This is a genomic window from Inquilinus sp. (assembly GCF_039594555.1).
Lineage (GTDB): Bacteria > Pseudomonadota > Alphaproteobacteria > DSM-16000 > Inquilinaceae > Inquilinus.
Genome location: NZ_JBCNNF010000169.1, coordinates 1 through 14,181, shown reverse-complemented (window position 1 = coordinate 14,181; position 14,181 = coordinate 1). Strand labels below are relative to the sequence as shown.

At 71.3% G+C, this 14,181-nt stretch carries 18 protein-coding genes; 9 read left to right on the top strand and 9 right to left on the bottom strand.

Features of this window, described 5'->3' with window-relative positions:
• The 4 genes from ABDW35_RS18735 to ABDW35_RS18720 form a co-directional block, all read right to left on the bottom strand.
• Nucleotides 1-337: YbhB/YbcL family Raf kinase inhibitor-like protein (locus ABDW35_RS18735; protein ID WP_343715397.1), on the bottom strand; the 337-nt coding region annotated here is incomplete at its 3' end.
• A 31-nt stretch (nt 338-368) separates the two neighbouring features.
• On the bottom strand, nt 369-1,280 hold the full coding sequence (locus tag ABDW35_RS18730; protein WP_343715396.1) for an AraC family transcriptional regulator: 912 nt from the start codon (nt 1,278-1,280) through the stop codon (nt 369-371).
• 3 nt (nt 1,281-1,283) lie between these two features.
• On the bottom strand, nt 1,284-1,850 hold the full coding sequence (gene rsmD, locus ABDW35_RS18725) for a 16S rRNA (guanine(966)-N(2))-methyltransferase RsmD (protein WP_343715395.1): 567 nt from the start codon (nt 1,848-1,850) through the stop codon (nt 1,284-1,286).
• Nucleotides 1,819-2,712, bottom strand: coding sequence for a pseudouridine synthase (locus ABDW35_RS18720; protein ID WP_343715400.1), 894 nt, complete (start codon nt 2,710-2,712; stop codon nt 1,819-1,821). Before ABDW35_RS18720 ends, rsmD begins: the two co-directional genes overlap by 32 nt.
• 396 nt (nt 2,713-3,108) lie before the next feature.
• On the opposite strand from ABDW35_RS18720, the gene ABDW35_RS18715 reads away from it, so the two are divergent.
• The 3 genes from ABDW35_RS18715 to ABDW35_RS18705 all read left to right on the top strand — a co-directional run bounded on the left by ABDW35_RS18715 (nt 3,109) and on the right by ABDW35_RS18705 (nt 5,063).
• Nucleotides 3,109-3,543 (top strand): nucleoside deaminase, encoded by a 435-nt coding sequence (locus ABDW35_RS18715; protein ID WP_343715399.1) that lies wholly within the window; start codon nt 3,109-3,111, stop codon nt 3,541-3,543.
• A gap of 103 nt (nt 3,544-3,646) precedes the next feature.
• Entirely contained in the window at nt 3,647-4,729 is a 1,083-nt protein-coding gene (locus tag ABDW35_RS18710; protein WP_343715394.1) for an ankyrin repeat domain-containing protein, read from the top strand.
• 31 nt (nt 4,730-4,760) lie between these two features.
• Entirely contained in the window at nt 4,761-5,063 is a 303-nt protein-coding gene (locus ABDW35_RS18705) for a DUF5076 domain-containing protein (RefSeq protein ID WP_343715393.1), read from the top strand.
• A gap of 7 nt (nt 5,064-5,070) precedes the next feature.
• On the opposite strand, the gene ABDW35_RS18700 is transcribed toward ABDW35_RS18705, so the two are convergent.
• A complete protein-coding gene (locus tag ABDW35_RS18700; RefSeq protein WP_343715392.1) occupies nt 5,071-6,003 on the bottom strand; it encodes a PhzF family phenazine biosynthesis protein in 933 nt (310 codons plus the stop codon).
• Nucleotides 6,004-6,073: 70 nt separating this feature from the next.
• On the opposite strand from ABDW35_RS18700, the gene ABDW35_RS18695 reads away from it, so the two are divergent.
• Both ABDW35_RS18695 and ABDW35_RS18690 read left to right on the top strand, forming a co-directional pair.
• A complete protein-coding gene (locus ABDW35_RS18695) occupies nt 6,074-6,373 on the top strand; it encodes a metalloregulator ArsR/SmtB family transcription factor (protein WP_343715391.1) in 300 nt (99 codons plus the stop codon).
• A gap of 56 nt (nt 6,374-6,429) precedes the next feature.
• Complete coding sequence (locus ABDW35_RS18690; RefSeq protein ID WP_343715390.1) at nt 6,430-6,924, top strand: GAF domain-containing protein; 495 nt, start codon at nt 6,430-6,432, stop codon at nt 6,922-6,924.
• Nucleotides 6,925-6,928: 4 nt separating this feature from the next.
• Here the strand turns inward: ABDW35_RS18690 and greB are convergent, their stop codons facing one another.
• The 3 genes from greB to purD all read right to left on the bottom strand — a co-directional run bounded on the left by greB (nt 6,929) and on the right by purD (nt 8,995).
• Nucleotides 6,929-7,480, bottom strand: a complete 552-nt coding sequence (greB, locus tag ABDW35_RS18685; RefSeq protein WP_343715389.1) for a transcription elongation factor GreB — start codon at nt 7,478-7,480, stop codon at nt 6,929-6,931.
• A 64-nt stretch (nt 7,481-7,544) separates the two neighbouring features.
• The gene (locus ABDW35_RS18680) at nt 7,545-7,730 is read right to left on the bottom strand and encodes a hypothetical protein (protein WP_343715388.1); all 186 of its coding nucleotides are present in this window, start codon (nt 7,728-7,730) and stop codon (nt 7,545-7,547) included.
• Nucleotides 7,731-7,735: 5 nt separating this feature from the next.
• Nucleotides 7,736-8,995, bottom strand: coding sequence for a phosphoribosylamine--glycine ligase (gene purD / locus ABDW35_RS18675; RefSeq protein WP_343715387.1), 1,260 nt, complete (start codon nt 8,993-8,995; stop codon nt 7,736-7,738).
• Nucleotides 8,996-9,050: 55 nt separating this feature from the next.
• Between purD and xseA the strand changes: the two genes are divergently transcribed.
• Together xseA and ABDW35_RS18665 are read left to right on the top strand one after the other, a co-directional pair.
• Complete coding sequence (xseA, locus tag ABDW35_RS18670) at nt 9,051-10,556, top strand: exodeoxyribonuclease VII large subunit (RefSeq protein ID WP_343715386.1); 1,506 nt, start codon at nt 9,051-9,053, stop codon at nt 10,554-10,556.
• Nucleotides 10,557-10,590: 34 nt separating this feature from the next.
• Nucleotides 10,591-11,910, top strand: a complete 1,320-nt coding sequence (locus tag ABDW35_RS18665) for an MFS transporter (RefSeq protein WP_343715385.1) — start codon at nt 10,591-10,593, stop codon at nt 11,908-11,910.
• A 6-nt stretch (nt 11,911-11,916) separates the two neighbouring features.
• On the opposite strand, the gene ABDW35_RS18660 is transcribed toward ABDW35_RS18665, so the two are convergent.
• Entirely contained in the window at nt 11,917-12,600 is a 684-nt protein-coding gene (locus ABDW35_RS18660) for a class I SAM-dependent methyltransferase (protein ID WP_343715384.1), read from the bottom strand.
• A 116-nt stretch (nt 12,601-12,716) separates the two neighbouring features.
• On the opposite strand from ABDW35_RS18660, the gene ABDW35_RS18655 reads away from it, so the two are divergent.
• A complete protein-coding gene (locus ABDW35_RS18655) occupies nt 12,717-13,592 on the top strand; it encodes an alanine--tRNA ligase-related protein (RefSeq protein WP_343715398.1) in 876 nt (291 codons plus the stop codon).
• A gap of 199 nt (nt 13,593-13,791) precedes the next feature.
• Nucleotides 13,792-14,181: aminoglycoside phosphotransferase family protein (locus tag ABDW35_RS18650; protein WP_343715383.1), on the top strand; the 390-nt coding region annotated here is incomplete at its 3' end.

The window sequence follows — 14,181 nt, the reverse complement described above, 5'->3', positions numbered from 1 at the left end:
GCCCCTGTCCCGACGCTGCGCCCGCGCCCTGCGGCAGCGCCGTGACGCCGGCCGGGATGTCGGCCACCACCCAATGCCACCAGCCGCTGCCGGACGGTGCGTCCGGATCATAAGCAGTGACGACGAAGCTCTTCGTCCCGGCCGGCGCTCCGGACCAGGCCAGGGCCGGGGACACGTTGCCGCCGGTGCAGCCGAAACCGTTGAAGACGAAACGGTCGGCGATCGTGCCGCCCGGCTTCAGATCGGGGCTGGTCAGGCGGAACTGGGCGGCATGGCCGGGGCTGCTCGACAGCAGGACGGCCAGCGCCAGGCCGGCGGTGGCGGATACGGTGCGCATGGAAGGTCTCCTCGAGATCGGTGAGGAGACGCTAGGGCGACGCCGTTTCCGGCATCGTCCCGTTCCGATCGGAGGCTGTCCCGATCCGATCATTCCCGGGCACCGGGCGGGTGGCGGAGGGGATCAGCCCGAATCGCGCCCGGAACAGCCCGGCGAAGCGCGAGGGCGAGCGGTAGCCGCAGGCCTGCGCCACCTGGGCGATCGGGCCGGCGCCGCCGTACAGCAGCGTCAGCGCATGGTCCAGCCGGGTGTCGCTCAGCACCCGGGTGAAGCCGGTGCCCTCGGCGCGCAGGCGGCGGCGCAGCGTCGGCTCGCTCAGGCCCAGCCGTTTGGCCGCTTCGGCGGCCGACCAGGGCGCGGCCGGCTGCGCCGCGATCAGCAGCCGCAGCCGCTCGCACACCCGCTCCTCCGCCTCCGGCCGCCAGGCGATGCCGTGCTCGGCCAGCAGGATCAGCAGCTCGGTCATCCGGTGCCGGGTGGCCTCGACCGACAGCTTCGGCCCGGCGGCGAAGGCCGACAGCGCATGGTCCGCCGCCTCGGCCAGCCGGTCGGAGCGGAGCAGGGCGAAGGGCCGCGGCGGCCTTCCGCCCTCGGTCAGATGCGGGAAGGATAACCGGAAGGCGCGCAGCAGCGACGGTGCGAAGCTGATCAGCACGGACCGGTACAGCCCGCCCTCCGGCGGGATGTTGACCACGTCGACCGCCTCGACCGGCGACAGGGCGATGGCGTCGCCGGCCCGGGCGGCGATCACGCGGCCGTCGAGATGGAACTCCTTGCCGCCGCTGGCGACCAGGATCAGCCCGGGCTCGGGGAAGCGGACGTTGCGGATATGGTCGCGGGCGTGGCAGCCGAACACGCAGGCCGTGCCCACCGCCTCGTCGCGCAGGGTGCCGCTGCCCTGTTCGAAATGGCGGATCAGCGCGGTGGCGGCCCTCTGGCTCATGGCCTACTCCGCCACCCGGCCGAAGCCGATGCGGGCGATGCCGTAGCGTCGCTCGTCCAGCAGGGCCAGGCCGGGCACCGCCGGCTCGTCGGCCGCGGTCTCGGCCACCACCAGGCAGCCGGGCGCCAGCCAGCCGGCAATGGCTAGTGCCTTGATCGCCGGGCCGATCAGCCCCTGGCGGTAGGGCGGGTCCAGGAACAGCAGCGTCGCCTGCGCCCGCGCCGGCGGCGGCTTCAGCGCATCGGCGCGCAGCAGATGGGCGCGCGCCGTCTCGCCCAGCGTCTCGGCGTTCCTGCGGGCGAAGCCCAGCGCCGCGGCCGAGCTGTCGAACAGCCAGGCTTCGGCGGCGCCGCGCGACAGCGCCTCGAAGGCCAGCGCCCCGGTGCCGGCGAAGGCATCCAGCACCACGGCGCCGGTGACGGCGTCGTCCCCGTCCGGGCCGTAGCCGGCATGGGCCAGGATGTTGAACACGGCCTCGCGCACCCGCTCGCCGGTCGGCCGGGTGGCGCGGTCCGGCGGGGCGGCGAGCGCCCGGCCCCTATGCCGGCCGGCGACGAGGCGCAGGGGCATGGCGGGCGGCAGGTCCCGATGCGGGCTTCGGGCCGGCAGGCTTGGCCGTCGTCGGCTTGGCCGCGGGCTTGCGGGTCGGCCGCTCCTCCTCATGGGCCTGCAGCCAGCGGCCCAGCTGGTCGCGCAGCACCGAGGCCTTGATCTCCTCGGCCTCGCCCTTCTCCAGGATGCCCAGCTGGAACGGGCCGTAGGACACGCGGATCAGCCGGTTCACATTCAGGCCGATCGCCTCCATCACCTTGCGCACCTCGCGGTTCTTGCCCTCGCGCAGGGTGACGGTCAGCCAGGCATTGGCGCCCTGCACCTTGTCCAGCGCCGCCTCGATCGGGCCGTAATGGACGCCGGAGACGGTGATGCCCTTGGCCAGCCCGGCCAGCTTCGCCGGGTCCGGCGTGCCGTGCACCCGCACGCGATAACGGCGCGGCCAGCCGGTCGACGGCAGCTCCAGCCGTCGCGTCAGCTCGCCGTCGTTGGTCAGCAGCAGCAGCCCCTCGCTGTTCAGGTCCAGCCGCCCGATCGAGACCACGCGCGGCAGGTCGGCCGGCAGGTTGTCGAACACGGTCTGGCGGCCCTGCGGGTCCGATCGGGTGGTGACCAGCCCGGCCGGCTTGTGGTAGCGCCACAGCCGGGTGCGCTCGGCCTCCGGCACCAGCACGCCGTCGACGGTCAGGACGGATCCGGGCGGTACCACCACGGCCGGCGTCTCCAGCACCTTGCCGTCCAGCGCCACGCGGCCCTCGGCGATCCAGCGCTCGGCCTCGCGGCGCGAGCACATCCCGGCCCGGGCCAACACCTTGGCGACGCGCTCGCCGTCCTTCTCGCCGCCATCCTTGAAGGTGGCTTTCGGTTTCCCGGCGGGCATCGCGGCGCCTGTCGCGGCCGGGTCGCCCGCCGTCTTCCCGACGGTGGTCTTGGGGTCACTCTTGCTCATCGCCCTTGTCTAGCGCGAAGCGCCCGGCCAGGGTTAGCGCGAAACGATGGGATTGATCTTGATCGGCGTAAGCAGAACCCGACCCGCAATCTTTTCGAGTCCCCCCTCCCCCCGCGGGAGGGGGGTAGGGGGAGGGGGTCGCTTGCCCCAGGCTCCGTCCTCCACCGCCCCGTCGCGATCGTCCCGGCTCGGCCCGCCGAAGCCGGTTTCGGTCGGCGCCATACCCCTCCCCCTACCCCCCTCCCGCAAGGGGAGGGGGGACAAGTTTGGATCGGCTCCGTGACGGCTGGCCTTCCTCCCGACAATCCCGACCCGGCCGACCCGTATATCCGCCTGGCCCTGGACGAGGCTGCCGCCGCCGCCGCGCGCGGCGAGGTGCCGGTCGGCGCGGTGCTGGTCGAGGCCGCGACCGGCCAGGTGCTGGCGAAGGCCGGCAACCGGGTGGAGGAGCTGGCGGACCCAACCGCCCATGCCGAGGTGCTGGCGATCCGTGAGGCCGGGCGGCTGCGCGGCCGGCCGCGGCTGCCGGATTGCGACCTCTACGTCACGCTCGAGCCCTGCGCTTTGTGCGCCGGCGCCATCTCCTTCGCCCGCATCCGCCGGCTGGTCTTCGCCGCCACCGACCCGAAGGGCGGCGCGGTGCTGCACGGCCCGCGCTTCTTCGAGCAGAAGACCTGCCACCACCGCCCCCAGGTGACGCAGGCCCCGGGCGCGGAGGAGGCGGGCGAGCTGCTGCGCGCCTTCTTTAGGGCGCGGCGGTAGGGGCGCGGGGTGGCCGCCGGCCCGGCGATCTGACAAGATCGGGCGACCCCTGGGGGAGGGGTGATTTCAGAGACGCATTGTCATGCTCGGATTGTGGGGTCGGATGGCCGTGGCCATCCTGGTGTGCGGCATCCTCGCGGGGTGCCAGGCGCGGTTTCCCGAGGTGTCGGAGGCGAGCAAGGTCGAGGTCCGGCTGACGCGCAGTGCCTGCTTCGGCTGGTGCCCGGCCTATGCGGTCGCCATCGCCGGCGACGGGTCGGTGACCTATGACGGCGTCAGCTCGGTGGCCGTCAGCGGCCGGTTCCAGGACCGGATCGCCCCGGCGGAGGTCGCCGCCCTGGTCGCGATGTTCGAGCGGGCGGATTTCTTCGCGCTGAAGGACGAATATATCGCGGAGGTCACCGACAGCCCCTTCTACAGCGTCTCGCTGGCCATCGACGGCAGGACCAAGAAGATCACGGACTATGTCGGCAAGATGGCCGGCATGCCGGCAGTGGTCACGGAGCTCGAGGACGCGGTCGACCGGGCCGCGGCAACGGCGAAATGGGTCAAGGGGACGCCCGAGACGATCCCGATGCTGCGGCGGACCGGCTTCGACTTCTCGTCGGGCAGGGCCGCGACCTTTCTGGCCGATGCGCTGGAGATCGAGAGCTATGGCTATGCCAGCGAGCTGATCCTGGCCGGAGTTCCCTTGAACGGGCGCACTTCGCGCCGTGGCGATCCGACCTTCGAGCTGCTGGCCCCTCTTGTAGCCTTGTCGGATCTGGCCGTGTCGAGGCCGGGTCTCGACAGGATCTCATTGCTCTTCAGCCGGGCTGCCGCCGAACGAGGGACCCGGCAGGATAGAAGCGTGGCGCTCGTGATCGCCGCCAAGCTCGGGGATGCGGCCTTGGTGCGCAGGCTGATCGCCCTGGGTGTCGATCCGGTGATCCAGGAGTCCCAGATGGGGCCTTACACGGCGCTCCACACCGCTGCCTCGGCGGAAATTGCCCGACTCCTTCTACGGGCGGGGATCGATCCCGATGTCTCGGGGCCCTGGATGCCGAAGGCGGTTCTGGCGACGGAGTCCGAGGACGTGGCGCTGCTGCTGACCGGGGAGGGGCTGGGCGACCAGACCAAGGGCGAGTTGATCGCCCGCGCCCGCAAGAAGGGCTGGACCCGCCTCCTCGCGAAGCTCGGCGCTTAGGGACGGCATGTTTCATCATGAGGAGGGATTGATGAAGGAGCTGAGAATTCCGGATGCCGCCAAGCGGGATCCCAAATCGACCGAGATGCTGCGCGTCTGGATTGCCGAGCAAGGGCTGCATTGCGCCCTCAAGTTCGGGATCTATGAGGGTAGCGGTTGGGAAGAGGAAGACGCCTGGGGCACCATCCTGGCCGACACCGCCCGGCACGTGGCGCGGGCGCTCGATCTTCACGCGCCAGGACGGCATCCCGGTGCTTTGGCGAAGATCCGGGCGAAGTTCCTCGACGAGCTTGACGACCCGACCTCGCCGGTCCGTGGCGACTTCGTGGCCTGACCGGCGCCTAAACCTCCGCCTCGCCCTTCAGCACCGGCACGCAGCCGCCGCCGACGGTGGAGCGGATGCCGTCCGCGGCGCGGCGGGCGGCGACGCGCAGCAGGCTCGGGCGGCCCATCTCCACGCCCTGGACGATCTCGGCCTGCCCGGACTCGGCACCGGACAGCGACAGCAGCAGGGCGCCCAGCGTGGCGTTGGCGCTGCCGGTCGCCGGGTCCTCATAGGTGCCGGACAAGGGCGCGAACATCCGGGCGCGGATCCTGGCGCCGCCCCCCTTAACCCCATTGGGCGCGGCGATGTCCGGCGCCGCCGGGTCGCGGGCGTAGAGATGCAGCGACAGCCGGCGCTCCACCTTCGGGAATTCGGCCTGGGTGCGGCGGAAGGCGGCGATGTCCGGGGTGGCGCGGGTCAGCGCCTCGCCCGTCACCTCGGCCAGCACGAAGGGGATGCCGACAGAGGCCAGAACCGGCTGATGTGCCTTGGTGATCACGTCTGACGGGGAGATGCCGGCACAGGCGGCGATCGCCTCGGCCGGCAGCTCCAGCAGCGTCGTCAGCGGCTGCGGCGCGGCGATCACGGCGCCGGTCACGGCCCCGGCCGCGTCGCGCTCGACCCGCACCTCGACCAGGCCGGACAGCTCCTCGAACAGCAGCACGCCGTCGCGGTCCAGCCCGTGCCGGGCCAGGACGCAGCCGGTGCCGACATTCGGGTGGCCGGCGAAGGGCATCTCGTAGCTGCGGTTGAAGATCCGCACCCGCGCCGTGTGCGCCGGGTCCTCCGGCGGCAGCACGAAGGTCGTCTCGCTCAGGTTGAACTCGGTCGCCAGCGACTGCATCTCGCCGTCGGACAGGCCGCGCGCATCCGGGAACACCGCCAGCTGGTTGCCGCCGAAGCGGCGGTCGGTGAACACGTCCACGGTCTCGAAGGCGAAGCGGCGCATCACGGCCTCCCGGGCGGGGTTGAGAGGCCCCGAGTCTTGACAGGAGTTTGCCCTTTGGCAAAGTGCCGAAATGTACCCAGCCAATCTCTTCCGCGCTTTGGCCAATGAGCGCCGCCTGCAGATCCTGGACTGGCTGAAGGACCCGCGCGCGCATTTCCCGCCCCAGGCCGATGGCGACCTGGTCGAGGACGGGGTCTGCGGCGTGTTCATCGCCGACAAGCTCGGCATCAGCCAGCCGACGCTGAGCGAGCATATGCGCGTCCTGGTCCAATCCGGCCTGGTGGTGCCGAAGCGGATCCGGCAGTGGACCTTCTACAAGCGCGACGAGGAGCAGATCCGCGCCGCCCGCGCGATGGTCGACGGCCTCTGAGGCTTTCCGCCGGGCGGTCCCATGCCTATCTTGCAGTCGACCGACAGGAAGATCCGATGTTCCAGACCGCGCGCCCCGATCCCGCTCTGCCGAAGGCCGAGGCCTATCGCGACCTGCTCTCCCAGGCGGAGGGGCTGTTCCACGGCGAGACCGACGCGATCGCCAACGCCGCGAACCTCTCGGCCCTGATCTATCACGGCCTGCCGGACCTGAACTGGGCCGGCTTCTACCTGCTGCGCGGCGGGGACGAGCTGGTGCTCGGGCCGTTCCAGGGCAAGCCGGCCTGCATCCGCATCCCGCTCGGCCGCGGCGTCTGCGGCACGGCGGCGGCGCGGCGGGAAGTGGTGCTTGTGCCGGATGTGCACGCCTTCCCCGGCCACATCGCCTGCGACGCCGCCTCGCGGTCCGAGTTGGTGGTGCCGCTGGTGCGTGACGGGAAGGTGCTGGGGGTGATCGACCTCGACAGCCCGCTGCCCGACCGCTTCGACGCCGAGGACCAGGCCGGGATCGAGGCCTTGGCCGCGCTGTGGGTCACCGCCAGCGCGGCCTGATGGTTCAGCCCTTATCGTAGCGGATCTCGATCACCTCGGCGGTCTCGACTCCGCCCGGGGCGCGGACCTCGACCACGTCGCCTTCCTGCGCCCGCATCAGGGCGCGGGCGAGGGGGGAGATCCAGCTGATCTCGCCTTCCTCCGGCCGGGTCTCGTCGATGCCGACGATGCGCACGGTGCGCTCGCGGTCCTGGCCGTCCACATAGGTCACGGTGGCGCCGAAATACACCCGGTCACGGTTGGTCTGGCGCGCCGGGTCCACCACTTCGGCGATCTCCAGCCGCTTGGTCAGGAACCGCACCCGGCGGTCGATCTCGCGCAGCCGCTTCTTGCCGTAGATGTAATCGCCATTCTCCGACCGGTCGCCATTGCCGGCGGCCCAGGACACCACCTCGACCACCTTCGGCCGCTCTACGCGCCAGAGTTGCTTCAGCTCGTCCTGCAGCCGCTGGAAGCCCTCGGGCGTGATGTAGTTCTTCGATCCCGCGGGCAAGGGCGCCGGCGCATCGTCCAGCTCCTCCTCGGTGTCGGTCTCTTTGGTGAAAGCCTTGCTCATCCGGGCAGTCTAGTAGGTTGGGTCCGCCTTGGCGAACCCAACGGGAATCAAGCAGATGTCCTGCTCACTCGAGTTCGTCCGTTCCGGTGAGCGAAATCTCGAGAGCGGTCTTGCTGTCGACGAAGAGGCGGGTCTGATCGGTGAATTCGATCAGGATCTCTCCTTCGCGGTGACGGCGGACCAGCTTCACTGTCTTGCCCGCAAGAAGCTCCGTCGCGCGCAGGGCTTCGGTTGCGAGATCGTTGGCCATTCTCGTCACACCGCGATATCCCGGCGGCAGAAGCCCTCCGGCCAGTCGATGCGGCCGACGGCCTGATAGGCGCGGGACCGGGCCTCGGCGATATCGGCGCCCAGGGCGGTCACCGCCAGCACCCGGCCGCCCTGGGCGGTGATGGTGCCGTCGGCCTCGGCCTTGGTGCCGGCGTGGAACACGATGGTGCCTGGCACCTGCCCGGCCTCGTCCAGCGCGCGGATCGGGCTGCCCTTCCGGTAGCTGCCGGGATAGCCGTTCGCCGCCATCACCACGCTCACCGCCGCCTCCGGCCGCCAGCGCAGGGTCAAATGGCGCAGCGTGCCGTCAGCCGCCGCGATCAGGGCGGTGAGCAGGTCGGAGTTCAGCCGCGGCAGCAGCGTCTCGCATTCCGGGTCGCCGAAGCGGACATTGTGCTCGATCAGCTGCGGCCCGCGCTCGGTCAGCATCAGCCCGGCGAACAGGATGCCGCGGAAAGGCATGCCCTCCGCCTCCATGGCGCGCAGCGTCGGCTGCACGATCTCGGCCATGATCCGGGCCTCGAGTTCCGGCGTCGCCAGCGGGTGTGGCGACACCGCGCCCATGCCGCCGGTGTTCGGGCCCTCGTCGTTGTCATAGGCCCGCTTGTGGTCGCGGGCGGTGGCCAGCGGCAGCGCGGTCTCGCCGTCGCACAGGGCGAAGAAGCTCAGCTCCGGCCCGACCAGGCATTCCTCCACCACGATCGAGGCGCCGGCGGCGCCGAAGCCGCCCTCGGTCAGCATGACATCGACCGCGGCTTGGGCCTCCTCCACCGTCTGCGCCACCACCACGCCCTTGCCGGCGGCCAGCCCGTCGGCCTTGACCACGATCGGCGCGCCCTCGGCGGCGATATAGGCCTTGGCCTCGGTCGCGTCGGTGAAGCGGCGGTAGCGCGCGGTCGGGATGTCGTATTTGGCGCAGAGGTCCTTGGTGAAGCCCTTCGACCCCTCCAGCGCCGCGGCCGCGGCTGTCGGGCCGAAGGCCTTGATCCCGGCCGCGGTCAGCCGGTCCACCAGCCCCGCCACCAGCGGCGCCTCGGGCCCGACCACGACGAAGTCGATCGCGTTCTCCTGCGCGAACGTCACCAGCCCGTCGACATCCTCGGCCGCGACCGGCACGCAGGTCGCCTCCTGGGCGATGCCGGCATTGCCCGGCGCGCAGAACAGCGTGGTGCACAGGGGGGAGGCGGCGATCGCCCAGGCCAGGGCATGTTCGCGGCCGCCGCCGCCGACCAGAAGGATGCGCATCGCAGGACCCGTCTCACTTGCTCGAACGGCAGGGGTTTAGCATGGTGGCCGCAGCATGACCGAGCAAAACGACACCCCCCCGGCCCCCGCCGGCCGCCCCGGCTCCAACCTGCCGGAATTCACCATCGCCGAGCTGACCGGCGCGCTGAAGCGCACGATCGAGGGCGAGTTCGGCCTGGTGCGCGTGCGCGCCGAGATCGGCAAGGTCACGGTGCCGCGCTCCGGCCATGTCTACCTGACGCTCAAGGACGACGCCTGCACCCTCGAATCGGTGATCTGGAAGGGCCAGGTGCCGCGGCTGATGGTGCGGCCGGAGCAGGGGATGGAGGTCGTCTGCACCGGCCGGCTGACCATCTACGGCTCGCGCTCGCAGTACCAGATGGTGATCGAGCAGATGGAGCTGGCGGGCGAGGGCGCCATCCTCAAGATGCTGGAGGAGCGCCGCCGCCGCCTCGCCGCCGAAGGGCTGTTCGAGGCCGGACGCAAGCGGGCACTGCCCTTCCTGCCGCGGGTGATCGGCGTTGTCACCTCGCCGACCGGCGCCGTGATCCGCGACATCCTGCACCGCCTGTCCGACCGCTTCCCGCGCCATGTCCTGGTCTGGCCGGTGGCGGTGCAGGGGGAGAGCGCGGCCGGCCAGGTGGCGGCGGCGATCGAGGGCTTCAACGCGATCGCTCCCGGCGGGCCGGTGCCGCGGCCGGACCTGCTGATCGTCGCCCGCGGCGGCGGCAGCCTGGAAGATCTGATGCCGTTCAACGAGGAGATCGTGGTGCGCGCGGCCGCGGCCAGCGCCATCCCGCTGATCTCCGCCGTCGGGCACGAGACCGACACGACGCTGATCGACTTCGCCTCCGACCGCCGCGCCCCGACCCCGACCGCGGCGGCAGAGATGGCGGTGCCGGTGCGGGCCGAGCTGCTGGGCCGCGTGCTGGACTGCGCCCGCCGCCTCGAATCCGGCACCGCCCGCCTGTTCGGCGAGCATCGCACCCGGCTGGACGCGCTGCGCCGCGGCCTGGGCGACCCGGCCCGGCTGATCGAGACGGCGATGCAGCGGCTGGACGACCGCGGCGAGCGGCTGGACCGCGCCGCGCTGGGCATCGTCGAGCGCCGGCGGGCGCGGCTGGCCGAGCTCGGCGCTCGGCTGCCGCATCCGCGCCGCCAGGTGGCGGAAACGGCGCGGCACCTGGCTCAGCTCGGCGATCGCCTCGTTGCCTGCGGCAGCCGCCTGACCCACCGCCCGGCCGAGCGCTTCCACACCCTGTCCGGCCGCTTCCGGCCCGAGCCGGTGCAGCGCGCCTTGGCCGACCGCACCGCGCGGCTGGCGGCGGCGGGCCGGCTGCTGGAGAGCTACTCCTATGTCGACGTGCTGCGCCGCGGCTACGCCCTGGTGCTGGACCCGGCCACCGGCCATGCGCTGGGATCGGCGCAGGAGGCGACGCCCGGCCGGGCCGTGTCGATCCGCTTCCAGGACGGCGAGGCCCCGGCCGTGATCGGCGGCAGCAAGCCGCACCGGCCCGCCCGCGCGCCTGACCCGAAGCCCGAGCAGGGATCGCTGCTCTAGCCCTTCTCCCCACCTCAGCCGCGACGAGGCCCGATTGAGCGGTACTTCCCCCAACCCTGGTCCGGCCCGCCAGCCGGTGCGCGCCGCGGCCGCCGCCTTCATCGGCACCGCGGTCGAGTTCTATGATTTCTACGTCTACGGCCTGGCCGTGCCGCTGGCGCTGGGGCCGCTGTTCTTCCCCAGCGACGATCCCTTCGTCAGCACGCTGGCGGCCTTCGGCACCTTCGCGGTCGGCTTCATCGCCCGGCCGATCGGCGGCATCGTCTTCGGCCATCTCGGCGACCGGCTGGGCCGCAAGAAGCTGTTGGTCTTCACCATGCTGCTGATGGGCTTCGCCACCATCGCCATCGGCTGCCTGCCGACCTATGCCCAGATCGGCCTCTGGGCGCCGGTCCTGCTGATCGTGCTGCGCATCCTGCAGGGCCTCGCCACCTCGGGCGAATGGGGCGGCGCGGTGCTGATGGCGGGCGAGCATGCGCCGCCGAAGCGGGTCACCTTCTTCGCCTCCTTCGCCCAACTCGGCAGCCCGGCCGGGCTGCTGCTGGCCCTCTTGATGTTCCGGGCCATGAAGCTGCTGGACCCGGCCGATTTCATGGCCTGGGGCTGGCGCGTGCCGTTCCTGGCCGGTGTGGTGCTGCTGGGCGTCGGCTTCGCCATCCGCGCCAGCGTCAAGGAGACCCCGGCCTTCGAGGCGGTGGTGAAGCAGGGGGAGCGGGCCCGGATGCCGGTGGTCGAGGCGCTGCGCACCGCCTGGTACCCGATCCTGCTCGCGGCCGGCGTGTCGGTGCTGGGCACCGGCGGCTTCTTCTTCACCAACGTGTTCATGATCTCGTACACGACCAAATATGTCGGTATCCCGGAGCAGATGATCCTCGACTGCCTGCTCTGGGTCACGGTGATCCAGTTCCTGTCGCAGCCGGTCTCCGCCATGCTGGCCGAGCGCATCGGCGAGGTGCGGTTCCTCAAGCTCGCGGCGTTCCTGGCGATCCTGTCGCCCTATCCGATGTTCCTGCTGGTCGGCACTGGCCAGCCGCTGGCGATCGTGCTCGGCATCTCGCTGGCCATCGTCACCTTGTCCGGCGTCTATGCGGTGATGGCGGGGTTCCTGGCGACCGCCTTCCCGGCCCGGCTGCGCTATTCCTGCATCTCGATGGGCTACCAGCTCGGCGTCACCGTCTCGGCCGGCGGCGCGCCGCTGCTGGGGGCGGTGATCGCGCAGAGATACGCCGGCCAGTGGCTGCCGCTGGCGCTGTTCTTCAGCCTGCTGGCGCTGGTGACGCTGGTCAGCGTCCATGTCTTCATGCTGTGGCGCCGCGGCTACGAGGCGCGGCAGGCGGCGGCGCAGCCGGCCTGAACCGCGTCAGGCCAGGACGGCAAGTGACCAGCGCCGCGGCGGGTCCAGCCAGCGATCCAGCCGAAGCCCGGCGTCGGCCAGCGCCTCCGCCAGCTGCGCGTCGTCGATCAGCTCGCAGGTGTAGCTTTGGGTCCAGGCTGCGTCGGCGGCCTCGGACCGCAGGGTGATGTGGGACAGGCGGCCTTCATGCCGCACCGAGTCGATGATGTGGCGAATGCCGGCCTCCTCTCCCGCCGGCCCGGGCTGCAGGGCGAAGAAGGTCGCGGGGTTGCGGCGTTCGATCAGCACCGCGCCGCCGGGCGCGACATGCCGCCGGCAGGCAGCCAGCAGCGCGGCGCGCGTGCGCGCCTCGGGGAAGTTGATCAGCGTGCTGGCCAGCAGCACCGCGTCGAAGGTCCGGCCGAGGTCGAGATCCTCGATATCGGCCAGCATCGTCTCCGCGCCCCGGATATGGGCCAGCATCTCCGCCGAGTTGTCGACCGCAGTCACAGCGTAACCCAGGGCGATCAGGGCATGGGTGACCCGGCCCGGCCCCGAGCCGAGCTCCAGGACCGTGCCGCCGGCCGGAACCACGGCGGCGACGGTCTCCGCCTCGCCATCGGCCGGCAGGCGCCGATACAGCTCGACGGAGCAGCCATCCTGGGTGCGCGCGCCCGGCCCGGTGCCGGTGAAGCGGATCGAGGAGCCCATGTGTCCTCCCTTTCGTTCCGCCGGAGATGGCGACGAGGCGAGGCCGCCGCCAGGGGGCTTGAGAAGCGCTCGGCCCGTGGTTAGATAGCGAATGGGCCGTCCTTCCGGCGGTCCGGATTCAACAGGAGGTTGCCTATGTCCCCGCGGGACGCCTGACTCACCGGTTCCGCCTGTTCTGCGAGAACAGGGGGATCGGTTTCGACGCGAACCCTTCGGTTCGGCCCTTCGACAGCACGACGCTGTTCTGTACGGCGGGCATGCAGCAGTTCAAGCCGCTGTTCACCGACTCGGCCTACACAGCCACCTTCGCCAATCTCCAGTCCTGCCTGCGCCTGGGCGATCTCGACGAGATCGGCGACGGCACGCATCTGCTCCGCTTCGACATGCTCGGCCTGTTCTCGTTCCGGCAGATGGATGTCGGGCAGGCGATCGATTTTTGGCTCGATTTCCTGGCGGAGATCGGGGCGCCGCCGCATCACGTCACCATCCATCCCGACCGGATGGCGGAATGGGCGCCGCTGTACCGCGGCCGGGTGCCCATCCAGGCGGACCCGGACTGCACCTGGAGCGACGGCAGCATCACCGGCTATTGCACCGAGTTCTACCGGGACGGGGTCGAGATCGGGAACATCGTCAACCCGCTCGGCACCTGCATCGATGCCGGATTCGGCCTCGACCGGCTGGACGCGCTGGTCAACGGCACGCCGCCGATGACGCCGGTGGACAGCCTGGCCGACGCGATCGGGCGGATCATCGCCGACGGCTATCGCCCCGGCGGCAAGCAGCAGGGCTATGTGCTGCGCAAGCTGCTGCGCCGGCTGTGGGCGCTGGGCGGCTCGCTCGACCATCCCTTCTTCCGGGCGGAGGTGGCGCGGCAGCGGCGGCTGCGCGACCGCTACGCCCGGCTGCAGCCTCGCCATCCGGACAAGCCGCCGGAATGGTGGTTCGACACCCATGGCATCGATCTCGACGAGATCGAGGGGCCGGCGTGAGCCGGCCCCAGCCCACTGCTGTCCGAAAAATGGCAGCAGAAGCATGTTTATTGTCATCCTCGGGCTTGACCCGAGGATCCAGGGGCTTTCAAGAGCCGCTCTCAGTGGCCCCTGGATTGCCGGGTCAAGCCCGGCAATGACAGTAAAAGTTGAGATTGGCTCCGCCATCCCCATGACACCGACGACCGAGGATTTGAGGATGTTCGAGGAAGATCTGGCGCGCTGGGACCTGGTGCCGGACGGCGCGCCGATCGTCACCCATGGCAGCCGGCTGCTGGCGGTGCGGGCCGGCGACCTGCCGGCGATGATCAAGCAGCCGGTGAACGAGGACGAGAAGCTGGGCTGCCTGCTGATGCAGCACTGGACCGGGGAGGGGGCGGCGATGGTGCTGGCCCAGCACGGCGACACGCTGCTGCTGGAGCGCGCCACCGGCCCGCTCTCGCTGGTCGCCATGTCGCGGCACGGGCAGGACGACGAGGCCTGCCGCATCCTGTGCGCCGCCGCGACCCGGCTGCACGCGCCGCGCGGCCGGCCGCTGCCGGACGGGCTGCTGCCGCTGGAGCGCTGGTTCGCGCCCCTGACCGAGGGC

Coding starts and splice junctions, on each gene's coding strand:
- ABDW35_RS18730 (WP_343715396.1), bottom strand. CDS start 1,280: ATGAGCCAGAGGGCCGCCACCGCGCTGATCCGCCATTTCGAACAGGGC.
- rsmD (WP_343715395.1), bottom strand. CDS start 1,850: ATGCCCCTGCGCCTCGTCGCCGGCCGGCATAGGGGCCGGGCGCTCGCC.
- ABDW35_RS18720 (WP_343715400.1), bottom strand. CDS start 2,712: ATGCCCGCCGGGAAACCGAAAGCCACCTTCAAGGATGGCGGCGAGAAG.
- ABDW35_RS18710 (WP_343715394.1), top strand. CDS start 3,647: ATGGCCGTGGCCATCCTGGTGTGCGGCATCCTCGCGGGGTGCCAGGCG.
- ABDW35_RS18705 (WP_343715393.1), top strand. CDS start 4,761: ATGAAGGAGCTGAGAATTCCGGATGCCGCCAAGCGGGATCCCAAATCG.
- ABDW35_RS18700 (WP_343715392.1), bottom strand. CDS start 6,003: ATGCGCCGCTTCGCCTTCGAGACCGTGGACGTGTTCACCGACCGCCGC.
- ABDW35_RS18695 (WP_343715391.1), top strand. CDS start 6,074: ATGTACCCAGCCAATCTCTTCCGCGCTTTGGCCAATGAGCGCCGCCTG.
- ABDW35_RS18690 (WP_343715390.1), top strand. CDS start 6,430: ATGTTCCAGACCGCGCGCCCCGATCCCGCTCTGCCGAAGGCCGAGGCC.
- greB (WP_343715389.1), bottom strand. CDS start 7,480: ATGAGCAAGGCTTTCACCAAAGAGACCGACACCGAGGAGGAGCTGGAC.
- ABDW35_RS18680 (WP_343715388.1), bottom strand. CDS start 7,730: ATGGCCAACGATCTCGCAACCGAAGCCCTGCGCGCGACGGAGCTTCTT.
- purD (WP_343715387.1), bottom strand. CDS start 8,995: ATGCGCATCCTTCTGGTCGGCGGCGGCGGCCGCGAACATGCCCTGGCC.
- xseA (WP_343715386.1), top strand. CDS start 9,051: ATGACCGAGCAAAACGACACCCCCCCGGCCCCCGCCGGCCGCCCCGGC.
- ABDW35_RS18660 (WP_343715384.1), bottom strand. CDS start 12,600: ATGGGCTCCTCGATCCGCTTCACCGGCACCGGGCCGGGCGCGCGCACC.